The organism is Ensifer adhaerens (assembly GCF_001270265.1).
Lineage (GTDB): Bacteria > Pseudomonadota > Alphaproteobacteria > Rhizobiales > Rhizobiaceae > Ensifer > Ensifer adhaerens_B.
In genome coordinates, this window is sequence record NZ_LGAP01000024.1 from 1 (window position 1) to 13,177 (window position 13,177).

A 13,177-nucleotide genomic window follows, 5' to 3' on the forward strand; every position below is an offset into this window, starting at 1 on the left:
GGAACGGCGGGCGAGGACCCAAGCTCTCCCACGGGCTTGCTGTCCCAAAGGTGCTTCGGTCTTTCGCCCGCTACCGCATCGTCCATTACACCTGCGAATGCGGTGATAGGGAAGTTACAAAGGTGGCCGGCAGGCCGGATGAGGGGCGGGTTGCTGACAACAGCACGGAAGGCGCTCAAGAACCGGCGGCAGCCTTCTCGATGGCCGGCATCAATCCATTCTTTACGCTGTCCTCGTCGAACGGTCCGACGCGTTTATAGAGGATCGTGCCGTCGGCACCGACGAGATAGGATTCAGGGATTCCGTAGACACCCCAATCGATCGCCGCCTTGCCGCGCGGATCGACACCGACGGCGGCAAAGGGATTGCCAAGCTCGCCCAAGAACCGGAGCGCGTTTTCGTTCTGGTCCTTGTAGTTGATGCCGACGACGGTCAGCCGCTCGTCCTTCGACAGTTCGAGAATGAACGGATGCTCCTGCCGGCATGGCACGCACCAGGAGGCCCAGACGTTGACCAGCGTCAGCTTGCCCTTGATGGCAGCGTCGGTCAGCGCCGGCATCGGTTGGCCGTTTCGGGTCGCGCCCTCAAGCGGCGGCATGTCGAGCGTCGGCGCCTTGGTGCCGATCAGCGCCGAGGGGATTTCGCTGACATCCTTGCCGGAATTGAGCTGGCTCCAGAAGATGGCGGCCAGGGCCGCGAAGATCGCGAGCGGCAGAAGGGCAAGACCGACGCGCAGCGCTCCCGGCTTGCGTTCCTCGCCACCGGGTGCGGGGGTGCTGGTCATCTGGGCTCTCCGGTTGTTGCTTCCGCCGAGCGCCGGCGCACGCCCGACGCTTCGAGTTCGCGCAGCTCACGCTGGCGCGCCCGTCCGTCGGCGATCACCCAGAGACAGAGGCCGACGACAGTCAGCGTCGCGATCCCGTAACTGGCAAAAACATAGGCTGCATGGCTCATCATGGCATCAGGCCTCCCGACCGGCACTGCGGGCCGCCAGACGGCGAAGCGACGTCACGCGCCGGCGCCAGATCTCGTTGCGCATGGCGGCAATATGCAGCGTGAAGAACAGAAGCGTGAAGGCGATCGCCATGACGACGAGCGGCCGGAGGAATTCCGGGTCGATCGTCGGGCCGTCGAGCCTGAGCACACTGGCCGGCTGGTGCAGCGTGTTCCACCATTCGACCGAAAATTTTATGATCGGAATGTTGACGAAGCCGACCAGCACCAACACGGCCGAGACGCGCGACGAACGCGCCGGGTCGTCCATGGCGCGGTTGAGCGCCATCAGCCCGAGATACATCAGAAACAGCACGAAGACCGATGTCAGCCGCGCGTCCCACACCCACCAGGCGCCCCACATCGGTTTGCCCCAGAGCGAGCCGGTGACGAGCGCCAGAAAGGTGAAACAGGCGCCGATCGGGGCGGCGGCCCGCGACGACACGTCGGCAAGCGGATGCCGCCAGACGAGCGTGCCAAGGGCTGCGAGCGCCATGACCGAGTAACACATCATCGACAGCCAGGCCGCCGGCACGTGCACATACATGATGCGCACCGTCTCGCCCTGCTGGTAATCGCCTTCCGTCGTGAACGACAGCCAGAGGCCGACGACGAAGAAAAGCGCCGTCAGCGCCGCAAACCACGGCAGGACGCGATCGGCCAGCGCCAGAAACCGCGTCGGGTTGGCGAGATCGCTGAATTTGCGGATAGCCAGGCTGTTTTCGCTCATGATGGCTCTTTAACGCTTAAGGCCCTTTGCTGCAATTGATCCCCGTCAATCACACGATCACGATGATTTTTGAGCAGAGCCAACCGAACAGTCACAAACGTGATCGATTTTAATAGGTTAGAGCGGGATATGGGCGGAAAACCGCAAACACTTTATCCTTATGCTGCTTGATCCGCGTCAGTCGGACGCATGACGAAGCGCCGCGGCGGCGGCAACAGGCCCGATGACGGCGAAAAACAGGGTGATCGCCATCAGGATCATCAAGGGCGGCAGAAACGGAGCGGGATCCTCGATCGCCGCGTAAACGGCGCTGACGCCGAAGATCAGCACCGGAATGGCAAGCGGCAGCACCAGGATCGATACCAGCAGACCGCCGCGCGGCAACGACACCGCGACGGCAGCACCAACCGCACCGATCAAGGTGATTGCCGGCGTCCCGACAAGAAGCGTCAGCATGGTGGCGCCGATCGCAAGCTCGTCCATGTTCATGAACAGCCCGAGCAGAGGCGCGGCGATCACCAGCGGCAGGCCGGTGGCAGCCCAATGGGCGGCACATTTGACGAAAACGGTGACGAGCAGCGGCGTTTCCTGCATCAGCATCAGATCGAGCGATCCGTCTTCGCGCTCCGCCTGAAACAACCGGTCGAGGCCGAGCAGCGATGCGAGCAGGGCCCCGATCCAAAGGATCGCCGGGCCGATCCGCGCGAGCAGGTTGAGGTCAGGGCCGACCCCGAAGGGAATGACGGCAACGACCGTCATGAAGAACAAGACGCCGATCATCGCGCCACCGCCGGCGCGGATGGAAAGCTTCAGGTCGCGGAAGAAGAGCGCGATCACTTGCGGCGTCCCTTCATCTCTTTGCCACCGGTCGCCTTGTCACGCGTCATGCCACATGCCTCCGCCGACGCCGGCAAAACCGGTCATCCGCAATTCCCTCGTGCGCTCGAGCCCGAGCGGCTGGTGCGTCGCCGCGACGACGATGCCGCCGCGATCGAGATGCGCATTGACCAATCCGGCAAACAGCTTGTCGGCGCCGGCGTCGAGCGCGGCCGTCGGCTCGTCGAGGATCCAGATCGGACGGTAGGCGACAAGCAGCTTGGCCATCGCCATGCGGCGCTGCTGGCCGGCCGACAGATAGCCGAAAGGCAGGTGCGCGATGCCGGGAAGGCCGACGGCCTCGACGGCTTCGGCAAGGCCCTTGCCCGCGCCGCCCTGCGAATCACCCATGAAATCCTTCCAGAAGGAAAGATTTTCCGCGACGGTCAGCTCGCGCTTCATCGCGTTCCGATGGCCGAGATAATGGCTGATCTCCGATGGATGGCGCATTTCGGGAGGGCCATTCTCAAGTTTGAGACTCCCGGATTCTGCGATGAGAAGACCGGCCAGAACACGCAGCAAAGTCGACTTTCCCGAGCCGTTCGGACCCGTGACCACAAGGGCTTCTCCGGCACTAAGAGCAAAGGAAATATCGTTAAAAATCAGATCCTCGCCTCGCCTCGCACTCAGACCTTCAGCCAGCAGGCGCATGAATTTTCAGCTTCCCTTTACGCTCTTTGCCGCAGGGCAAAAAAAAGTCCCGATTGGACCTTGGTTGGTCTGGCACGATTTGGAGAAATTATCTATAAGGCGGCCAACACGCCAGCGGTCGGCGTGAATTTCATCCTAGCGCCGAACATGGAATGAATTTCCACGTACGGACAGCGGAAATGGCCGCACCCGCATCCCAATTCGCGCTTCATTGCGCTCGGGCGTTCGTACGTCAGTTTTTGGCGATCAGACGGAACGGGGTATTATCCAGTGTCCAAGTCCCTAGACAGTTTCAATTGTCGCTCCACGCTCACCGTCAACGGTGTCGACTACGTCTATTACAGCCTGCCCAAGGCTGAGGCGAACGGTCTCGCCGGCGTTTCGAAGCTTCCCTACTCGATGAAGGTGCTGCTCGAAAACCTGCTGCGTAACGAAGACGGTCGCTCCGTCACCAAGAAGGACATCGAGAACGTCGCAGCCTGGCTGAACGACAAGGGCACCGCGGAAAACGAAATCGCCTACCGCCCGGCCCGCGTCCTGATGCAGGACTTCACCGGCGTTCCTGCCGTCGTCGACCTCGCAGCCATGCGTGACGCCATGGTCTCGCTCGGCGGCGATCCGGAGAAGATCAACCCGCTCGTGCCCGTCGACCTCGTCATCGACCACTCGGTTATCGTCGACGAATTCGGCACCCCGAACGCTTTTGCCCGCAACGTCGAGCTGGAATACCAGCGCAACGGCGAGCGCTACCGCTTCCTGAAGTGGGGCCAGCAGGCGTTCAAGAACTTCCGCGTCGTGCCGCCCGGCACCGGCATCTGTCACCAGGTCAATCTGGAATATCTGGGCCAGACTGTCTGGACCCGTGAAGAAGACGGCGAAATCACCGCCTACCCGGACACCTGCGTCGGCACCGACAGCCACACCACGATGATCAACGGCCTTGGCGTTCTCGGCTGGGGCGTCGGCGGCATCGAGGCTGAAGCCGCCATGCTCGGCCAGCCGGTTTCCATGCTGCTGCCCGAGGTCATCGGCTTCAAGCTGACCGGCAAGCTCAAGGAAGGCGTCACCGCCACCGACCTCGTGCTGATGGTCGTGCAGATGCTGCGCAAGAAGGGTGTGGTTTCGAAGTTCGTCGAATTCTTCGGCCCCGGCCTCGACAACATGACGCTCGCCGACCGCGCCACCATCGGCAACATGGGTCCGGAATACGGCGCGACCTGCGGCTTCTTCCCGGTCGACAGCGAAACCATCAACTACCTCACCATGTCGGGCCGCGAAGAGCAGCGCATCGCGCTCGTCGAAGCCTACTCCAAGGCTCAAGGCATGTGGCGCGACGGTGACGGCTCCGAGCTGGTGTTCACCGACACGCTGGAACTCGACCTCGGCGACGTCGTGCCAGCCATGGCCGGCCCGAAGCGTCCGGAAGGCCGCATTCCGCTGGAAAGCATCGCGTCCGGTTTCGCCACCGCGCTCGAAGGCGACTACAAGAAGCCGGGCCAGCTTTCGAACCGTTACGCCGTCGAAGGCACCGACTTCGATCTCGGCCATGGCGACGTTGCCATCGCTGCGATCACGTCGTGCACCAACACGTCCAACCCGTCGGTTCTGATCGCCGCCGGCCTTCTCGCCCGCAACGCCGTTGCCAAGGGCCTGAAGTCCAAACCGTGGGTCAAGACCTCGCTGGCACCGGGATCTCAGGTCGTCGGCGAATACCTCGCCAAGTCGGGCCTGCAGAAGGACCTCGACGCGCTCGGCTTCAACCTCGTCGGCTTCGGCTGCACCACCTGCATCGGCAACTCCGGTCCGCTGCCGGCCCCGATCTCCAAGACGATCAACGACAAGGGCCTGATTGCCGCCGGCGTTCTCTCCGGCAACCGCAACTTCGAAGGCCGTATCTCGCCGGACGTTCAGGCGAACTACCTCGCCTCGCCGCCGCTCGTCGTCGCCTACGCGCTTGCCGGTACGGTCCAGAAGGATCTGACCAACGAGCCGCTCGGTGAGGACCAGAACGGCAACCCGGTCTTCCTCAAGGACATCTGGCCGACCTCCAAGGAGATCCAGGAGTTCATCTTCAAGTACGTCACCCGCGAACTCTACGCGACCAAGTATGCCGACGTGTTCAAGGGCGACGAAAACTGGCAGGCCGTTCAGGTTCCTCCGGGCCAGACCTACGCCTGGGACGACGGTTCGACCTACGTGCAGAACCCGCCTTACTTCGTGGGCATGGGCAAGTCCGGCTCGGGCATCTCCGACATCAACGGTGCGCGCGTCCTCGGCCTGTTCGGCGACAAGATCACCACCGACCACATCTCGCCGGCCGGTTCGATCAAGGCTGCTTCGCCGGCCGGTTCGTACCTCATCGGTCATGGCGTCGGCGTCGCCGACTTCAACCAGTACGGTACGCGTCGTGGCAACCATGAGGTGATGATGCGCGGCACCTTTGCCAACATCCGCATCCGCAACCACATGCTCGGCCCGAACGGCAAGGAAGGTGGCTACACCATCCACTATCCGTCGAAGGAAGAGATGTCGATCTACGACGCCGCCATGCAGTACAAGGAAGAGGGCGTTCCGCTCGTCATCTTCGCCGGCGTCGAATACGGCAACGGCTCGTCGCGCGACTGGGCTGCAAAAGGCACGAACCTTCTCGGCGTCAAGGCCGTGATCGCCCAGTCCTTCGAGCGCATCCACCGCTCGAACCTGGTCGGCATGGGCGTCATCCCGTTCGTCTTCGAACAGGGCACGACCTGGGAATCGCTCGGCCTCAAGGGCGATGAGATCGTCACCATCAACAACCTCGCCAATGTCCAGCCGCGCGAAAAGCGCGTCGCCAGGATCATCTATGGCGACGGCAGCGTGAAGGACGTTCCGCTCGTCTGCCGCATCGACACACTCGACGAAGTGACCTACGTCAACAACGGCGGCATCCTGCAGACGGTTCTGCGCGACCTCGCCGCCTGATCGTTCTGGTTGTCTGAACCATTGAAGGGCCGGGATACCGCAAGGTGTCCCGGCCCTTTCACGATCCGTATAGGTTGCTCGCCCGGATCCTCACTCCAACGTGACTTCCCGTTGAAGCATCGGCGTCGTATGTAATGGACTTCCCCGTGAAGGTGGCCTGTCGGCCGGCAATGAAGTGACGCCATGACATTCGCAGACAGATATTTTCTCCGCCCTGTTGCAATGGCTTTCGGGCTTTTTGCCGCAGCGTCGGTTCCGGCGATGGCTGAGGACGGGAAGGTTATCAAGGGCGTCGTCGAACTCTTCACCAGCCAGGGCTGTTCCTCCTGCCCACCGGCCGATGCCGCACTGAAGAAGCTGGTGGATGATGGCGACGTGGTGGCGCTGTCCTATCATGTCGATTATTGGAATTATCTCGGCTGGAAGGACACACTCGCCTCAAGCGAGAACACCGACCGGCAATATGCCTATGCGCGGATGCTCGGTCGCAGCGGCGTTTATACGCCGCAGGCGATCCTCAACGGCCGCGATCATGTCAACGGCGCCAATCTGCAGGCGATCAAATCCCGGCTCGACATCATGAAGGCCGCCGGCAAGGGGCTTGCCGTTCCGGTCGAGGCGAAGATCAACGGCGACGAGATCTCGATCAAGGTCGGCGCGGGTGACGGCAAGGCCAACGTCGTCGTCGTCTATTTCGACCGGGCGAAGGTGGTCGACGTCCAGAAGGGCGAAAACAGCGGTAAGAAAATTTCCTATTGGCACGCCGTGCGCGACATCCAGACCATCGGTATGTGGGATGGCAAGCCCGCGACCTTCACCCTTCCTGCGACGGTGCTGACGGAGCAGCGTGGCAAAAGCGGCTGCGCGGTGCTATTGCAGTCGATGAAGGATGCCGAAACCCCGGGCGCGATCATCGGCGCCACGGCCGTGCTCGCCGGCCCGCAGGGCAAACTGTGAGCGGCTGCAGAATTCCTTAGATCGGCATCGTTTTGAGGAGACACACGCAGCAGGTTTGAAGTGCCACAGCGTCCTCAGCACGTCACATGCGGCGCGCGAGGCGGTAAGGGGTGGTTCGGCCCGGCAGCATCGAGGGGCTGGGGCTGAGGGTTCGAAGTTACCGGACCGAACCGGCCATGACTGCGTTCGTTGAAGGTCACGCAGCATGACGATCTGATCGGACATACGGTGGCAACGACTCTGTCCGTCAGCGCTCGCGAGTTTTGCGGTGAATTGGGGCGGCGATTTGACTGAAATGGGGCAGAGGCAAGAAATGCCGTCTGCACCCAACGGCTTCCGGCTGGTTCCGGCTTGCTTTTCGGCTCGTGTCAGGCAAACTGTTATCGTTCTGTCACAACAGAAGGCCGGATTGCCGATGACCGATGAGCCGGATTTGCCGCGAGGCGAGGCGCGACATCAGCGCCCGACCACTTCCGAAGTGGTCGTCGATCTTCACGAATACAAGAACGCCCGGAATTCCCCCCCCATCACCTTTCACCGTCGCGAACTCGACCAGATCCTGTGGATCTACGGCCGCATGGTCGGCGAAGGCGAATGGCGAGACTACGCCATCGACCACCTGAAGGACCGGGCCGTCTTCTCCGTTTTCAAGCGATCGGGCGAGATGCCACTCTACCGCATCGAGAAAAACCCGAAACTGGCGGCCAAGCAGGGCGCCTACAGCGTGCTCAACATTCACGGCACGATCCTGAAACGCGGACACGAGCTCGGGCACGTGCTGAAGGTCTTCGACAAGGCGCTCAAGCTGGTCGAAACCTGAGAGCCGGTTCGAGGTCGATCGGAGGTCCTATCCCGGGCTCGCGGGCCGGGTGGCTGCGCTAGAGCAATTCCAGGAAAAGTGTGAAACGGTCTTCCGCCCGGAATTGCGTAGTTTCAAAGAGTTAGATCATTTCACTGTTTCAATGAAACAATGAAATGATCTAGCGCGTCTCTTCCTTCGAAGGTGTCACGGAAACGCTCTAGCTCCTTGTTTTTACGCATTTCCTGACGGAAAACCGCTTCGCACTTTTCCTGGAAATGCTCTAAGCCCCGTCCTCAGGCTTGATAAAGCGTATCCGGGTAAACGCCCTCGGGCGGATCGCTCTTCACTCCATCGCCCAGCGCAAGCTGCATGATCGCGGTATCGAGCCACCGTCCATGCTTGAAGCCTGTCGCCTTCATCAGCCCCTGGTGTACGAAGCCGACCGAGCGATGGACCGCGATCGATGCCGGGTGGGCACCACCGATGACCGCCACCATTTGGCGAAACCCAAGCGCGGTGCAGCGCTCGACCAGTTCGACCAGCAACATCCTTCCTGCCCCCCTCCCGCGCGCCGATGGCGCGAGGTAGATCGAATCCTCGACCAGGAAGCGGTAGGCCGTGCGCGTGCGAAAGGCGGAGGCATAGGCGTAGCCGACGATCGTGCCCGCCTCGTCGATGGCGACGATGTAGGGATAACCATGGCCAATGATGGTGGAGAAGCGTGTTGCCATCTCCGCCTCCGACGGAGGCACGATCTCGTAGGTCGCGACGCCGTTCAGAACGGATTCGCGGTAGATTTCGGCGATGGCGGGCAGATCGGAGACGGTGGTGTCGCGCAAGGTCAGGGACATGGACGGATCTTGACGGTTGGATTTTTCCATTCAGTCACATGGATCGCACCCGTGGATCAAGCTCTTTTCCGGGCAACAAAAAAGGCGGCCGAAGCCGCCTTTTCCGTCAATCTCTTCAGGCTTAGTTGTTCCGGTTGCCCAGGAACTGCAGCATGAACATGAACAGGTTGATGAAGTCGAGGTAGAGCGTCAGGGCACCCATGATCGCCTTGCGGCCGGCCACGGTGCTGTCATCGGCATCGTAGTACATTTCCTTGATCTTCTGCGTGTCGTAGGCGGTAAGGCCTGCGAAGATCAGCACGCCGATCACCGAGATCGCGAAGCCGAGCGCCGAAGAGGCGAGGAAGATGTTGACGATCGACGCGATGATGACGCCGAACAGACCCATGATCAGGAACGAGCCCATGCCGGACAGGTCCTTCTTCGTCGTGTAGCCGTAGAGCGACAGCGCGCCGAACGAGGCGGCAGTGACGAAGAACGTCTGCACGATGCTCTGGCCGGTGAAGACCAGGAAGATCGACGACAGCGAAACGCCCATCAGCGCCGCATAGACCCAGAACGTCATCTGCGCAGCAGAAACGCTCATGCTATTGATGCGGAAGCTCATGAAGAACACGAGACCCAGCGGAGCGAGCATGACGACCCATTTCAGGGGCGACCCATAGAGAAGTTGGGCGAATGCCGGATTGGAGACGGCAAGCGCGAATGTTCCGTAAGCTGCCACGCCGGTAATCGCCAGGCCGAGGGCCATCAGGTTGTAGACCTTCAGCATATACGCGCGAAGGCCTTCATCGATCACGGCACCCGCCTGAGCGCCGGCGGGCGACATTCGGGTTTGGTAGTTTCTCAGATCAGCCATTGTTTCCTCATTAAGCCCCGGTTGAACTTACGGTGTCGGGCGGATGACCTGACCAATCGGCCATCATCCCATGCCCAGGCGCCGCTGCGGGGCTCCAGCATGCCTGTGGATAAATATGATGCCGAAAGCCCTTGCGTACAAGACCTTTCGGCGCCTGTTTCGGCACAGCCTGAGCGTTTATGGCCTTGTATGACAGAGATTTACGGTTAACTCGTCCACTCAAAGCTCCCGCAGAACCGGCGCCGCCTTCTGACCCAGCACACGCCAGGTTCCCGCAAGCCCGATGCCGACCGTCATCACCAGTGCGACGACGACCGTGGCGACAGCCACATCCGGCAGGAAATTCGACGGCAGCTTCATGATGCGGCTGACGACGAACCAGGCGGAGACACCGCCGGCAAACAGCGCAAAGACCGCGGTTGCAAGGCCAAGGATGATGTATTCGTAGCTGAAGGCGCGGATCAGCGTGGCGCGCGTGGCACCCAGCGTCTTCAGCACCACCGCATCGTGGATGCGCGCCCGATTGCCCGCGGCAAGCGCGCCGGCCAGCACCAGGACGGAGGCGACAAGCGCGACGGCGGCAGCGGCACGGATCGCCGTTGCCAGTTGTCCGAGAAGCCCGTTCACAATGTCGAGAGCATCCTTTACCCGCACGCTCGTGATCGTTGGATAGGCGTTGGTGACGGCCCTCAGCACCGTCGCCTCCTCGTCGGGCGTCGCACCGGGATCGATCACCGTTGCCAGCCAGGCATGCGGCGCGCCGGCAAAGGTGTTGGGCGAGAACACCATCACGAAGTTGATCGACAGCGATTCCCATTCGACATTGCGGAAATTGGTGATCTTGGCGGTGATGTTGCGGCCAAGCACGTTGACGGTCACCATGTCGCCGATCTTCAATCCGAGTTCGCGCGCCTCTTCCGCCGAGAACGACACCAGCGGCTCGCCGCTATGGTCAGGCGCCCACCAGCTGCCCTCGGCAAGCGTCGAATTCTCAGGCTTGTTCTTGGCATAGGTGATGCCGCGGTCGCCGCGCAGCACCCATTGACCGCCTGGCGGCACGTTGCGGCTGTTCACGTCCTCGCCGTTGAAGGCGACGATGCGGCCGCGCAGCATCGGCACCTCGATGACCTTGCCATCAGGCATCGTTCCGTTGAGCAGCGTGCGGAACCCCTCGATTTCGCTTCCCTGGATATCGACGAAGAAGAAATTGGGTGCTCGCTCGGCCATATCGCCGGTGAGTTCGCGCCGCAGATTGCCGTCGATCAGCGCGAGCGTGACGAGAAGCGCAAGGCCGAGGCCGAGCGACAGCACCACCGAAGGCGTCAGCGCTCCTGGCCGATGGATGTTGCCGATCGCCAGCCGCAGCGCCGGCGAGTTGACGCGCGGACTGCGGCGCGCCAGCCACGAGATCAGCAGCGACACGAGGCGCAGAACGATGAAGGCAAAGGCGATCGCCCCAAGGAAGACCAGCGAGATGTAGCGGTCATAGGCGGTCCAGATCGCAAGCCCGGCAAGCGCGATCAAGCAGGCGAGCGCGCCGACCAGGTAGGGCCATGCCGGAAAACCGGTCGGGTCGAATCCCTGCTGGCGAAAGAGCGCCGTTGCCGGAATGCCGCGGGCCCGGCCGAGGGGAAGAATGGCAAAGGCCAGCGCCGTCAGCACGCCAAAGAGTGCCGCGATGCCGAGCGCATCCGGATAGAGCCGGAACTCGGTAGAAATGGGCAGCAGGTCGGCAAGAAACTGTGCGGCGACGAAGGGGATGAGCGCACCGAGCACAAGCCCAATGCCGATGCCGATCAGCGCAATCAGGAGGATCTGCGCGAGATAGATCATCGCCACCAGCGAGGCGGGCGCGCCGAGGCACTTGAAGGTGGCAATCACGCTGCGCTTCTGGTCGAGATAGGCGCGGACGGCGTTGGCGACGCCGACGCCGCCGACGATCAGGGCCGTGAGCCCGACGAGCGTCAGGAACTGCGAGAAGCGGGTGATGTTGGCCGTCAGCGATGGGGCAGCATTGGAACTGGTGCGGATCGACCAGCCGGCCGAAGGAAAGCGTGTCTCGGCGTCGCCGCGGACAGCCGTGACCCGGGTCGGATCGGCGATCTTCACCTTGTAGCCGTGCTCGACAAGACTTCCCGTCTGGACGAGCCCCGACGCGGCGAGCGCTTCGGCGGAAACCATCAGGCGCGGCGCGAAGCCAAAACCGTCGGAGAGCGCATCCGGTTCGCGCACGATCGTCCCGGCAATCCTGATGCGGGCATTGCCGAGCAGGATTTCGTCGCCGACGGAAATGCCGAGACGGTCGAGCAGCAGCGGTGCCGCAACCGCACCGAACACGTCGCCCTGCTGCGCCAGCAGACTGCCAAGCGGCTGATCCGGTTGGCTTTCCAGCTTGCCGTAGAGCGGATAGGCCGCATCGACGGCCTTCAACTCGACGAGCGCCTGGTTTGAGCCGTCGGGCAAACGCGCCATCGAGCGCAGGCCGGCCGAAACCGAGACGGGCCCGAGCCCGTCCAGGAACGCACGCTCCTCTGACGTCGCTACCCGATTGTTGAGCTCGAAGCGGATGTCGCCGGCAAGCAGATCGCGCCCCTGGGACGCGATCGTCGCGGTGATGGATTGCGACAGCGAGTTGACGCCGGCGATCGCCGCCGTGCCAAGCGCAATGCAGGCGAGGAAGATGTAGAACCCCTTGAGGCCGCCGCGCATTTCGCGCAGCGCCAGCCGCAGGGCGAGCAGAGGACGCAGACGGATCGAGAGGGCCTCGCTCATGCCGATGCCGCTTCCTGGCGCTGCGTTTCGACGGTCGGTTCGAGCGCGCCGCTGGAGATGATCTCGCCGGAGCGCACCCGCACCTGCCGCGAGCAGCGCGCCGCCAGCGCCGCGTCGTGGGTCACCAGCACGAGTGTCATGCCCCGGTCACGCTGTTCGGCGAAAAGCAGATCGGCAATCTGTCGTCCTGTCTCGGCGTCGAGATTGCCGGTCGGTTCGTCGGCGATCAGCAATTTTGGTGACGGCGCGAGCGCACGTGCAATCGCCACGCGCTGCTGCTCGCCGCCGGAAAGCTGGCCCGGATAGTGGCTGAGCCGCTCGCCGAGGCCGACGGCGACGAGTTCCTTGCGTGCGATCTCGAAGGCGTCGCGGACATTGGCGAGTTCGAGCGGCACAGCAACGTTTTCGAGCGCCGTCATGTTGGGGATGAGGTGGAAGGATTGGAAGACGATGCCGATGTTGCGGCCGCGAAAGTCGGCCACGCGGTCCTCGCTCAGCTGATGCAGCGGCGTTCCGTCGATGACGATTTCGCCGCGATCGAGCCGTTCGAGGCCGGCGAGCACCATCAGCAATGTCGACTTGCCCGAACCGGAGGGCCCGACGATGCCGACGGACTCGCCGGCGTCGATTGTCAGGCTCATGCCTTTCAGCACATGCACCGAGGCCGCAGCCTCGCCGAGGGTGAGGTCGGCATTTTTGAGCTCGATGATGGTACTGGCCAAGCG

General features: G+C 62.5%; 12 protein-coding genes. 3 read left to right on the forward strand and 9 right to left on the reverse strand.

Annotated elements, in window-relative coordinates; all coding sequences use genetic code 11:
* Nucleotides 1–175 precede the first annotated feature (175 nt).
* The 5 genes from AC244_RS25550 to ccmA all read right to left on the reverse strand — a co-directional run bounded on the left by AC244_RS25550 (nt 176) and on the right by ccmA (nt 3,250).
* Nucleotides 176–784 carry a DsbE family thiol:disulfide interchange protein gene (locus AC244_RS25550; protein ID WP_053251643.1) on the reverse strand — a complete coding sequence of 203 codons (609 nt, stop codon included), beginning with the start codon at nt 782–784 and terminating at the stop codon, nt 176–178.
* On the reverse strand, nt 781–957 hold the full coding sequence (gene ccmD / locus AC244_RS34890) for a heme exporter protein CcmD (RefSeq protein ID WP_202596120.1): 177 nt from the start codon (nt 955–957) through the stop codon (nt 781–783). The genes AC244_RS25550 and ccmD overlap by 4 nt, the downstream gene beginning before the upstream one ends.
* A 4-nt stretch (nt 958–961) precedes the next feature.
* Nucleotides 962–1,723: a heme ABC transporter permease gene (locus tag AC244_RS25555; RefSeq protein WP_053251644.1), complete on the reverse strand. Its 762-nt coding sequence runs from the start codon at nt 1,721–1,723 to the stop codon at nt 962–964.
* A 177-nt stretch (nt 1,724–1,900) separates the two neighbouring features.
* On the reverse strand, nt 1,901–2,560 hold the full coding sequence (ccmB, locus tag AC244_RS25560; RefSeq protein WP_053251645.1) for a heme exporter protein CcmB: 660 nt from the start codon (nt 2,558–2,560) through the stop codon (nt 1,901–1,903).
* Between the two features lie 39 nt (nt 2,561–2,599).
* Nucleotides 2,600–3,250: a heme ABC exporter ATP-binding protein CcmA gene (ccmA, locus tag AC244_RS25565; RefSeq protein ID WP_053251646.1), complete on the reverse strand. Its 651-nt coding sequence runs from the start codon at nt 3,248–3,250 to the stop codon at nt 2,600–2,602.
* Between the two features lie 270 nt (nt 3,251–3,520).
* Between ccmA and acnA the strand changes: the two genes are divergently transcribed.
* The 3 genes from acnA (at nt 3,521) to AC244_RS25580 (ending at nt 7,988) form a co-directional block, all read left to right on the forward strand.
* A complete protein-coding gene (gene acnA, locus AC244_RS25570) occupies nt 3,521–6,211 on the forward strand; it encodes an aconitate hydratase AcnA (RefSeq protein ID WP_053251647.1) in 2,691 nt (896 codons plus the stop codon).
* 183 nt (nt 6,212–6,394) lie between these two features.
* Entirely contained in the window at nt 6,395–7,168 is a 774-nt protein-coding gene (locus tag AC244_RS25575) for a DUF1223 domain-containing protein (protein WP_053251648.1), read from the forward strand.
* A 415-nt stretch (nt 7,169–7,583) separates the two neighbouring features.
* A complete protein-coding gene (locus tag AC244_RS25580; protein ID WP_053251712.1) occupies nt 7,584–7,988 on the forward strand; it encodes a DUF2794 domain-containing protein in 405 nt (134 codons plus the stop codon).
* A 275-nt stretch (nt 7,989–8,263) separates the two neighbouring features.
* Here the strand turns inward: AC244_RS25580 and AC244_RS25585 are convergent, their stop codons facing one another.
* The 4 genes from AC244_RS25585 to AC244_RS25600 all read right to left on the reverse strand — a co-directional run bounded on the left by AC244_RS25585 (nt 8,264) and on the right by AC244_RS25600 (nt 13,174).
* Nucleotides 8,264–8,821 carry a GNAT family N-acetyltransferase gene (locus tag AC244_RS25585; protein ID WP_053251713.1) on the reverse strand — a complete coding sequence of 186 codons (558 nt, stop codon included), beginning with the start codon at nt 8,819–8,821 and terminating at the stop codon, nt 8,264–8,266.
* A 121-nt stretch (nt 8,822–8,942) separates the two neighbouring features.
* A complete protein-coding gene (locus tag AC244_RS25590) occupies nt 8,943–9,680 on the reverse strand; it encodes a Bax inhibitor-1 family protein (protein WP_053251649.1) in 738 nt (245 codons plus the stop codon).
* 219 nt (nt 9,681–9,899) lie between these two features.
* Entirely contained in the window at nt 9,900–12,452 is a 2,553-nt protein-coding gene (locus tag AC244_RS25595) for an ABC transporter permease (protein WP_053251650.1), read from the reverse strand.
* The gene (locus AC244_RS25600; RefSeq protein ID WP_053251714.1) at nt 12,449–13,174 is read right to left on the reverse strand and encodes an ABC transporter ATP-binding protein; all 726 of its coding nucleotides are present in this window, start codon (nt 13,172–13,174) and stop codon (nt 12,449–12,451) included. Before AC244_RS25600 ends, AC244_RS25595 begins: the two co-directional genes overlap by 4 nt.
* Nucleotides 13,175–13,177 lie beyond the last annotated feature (3 nt).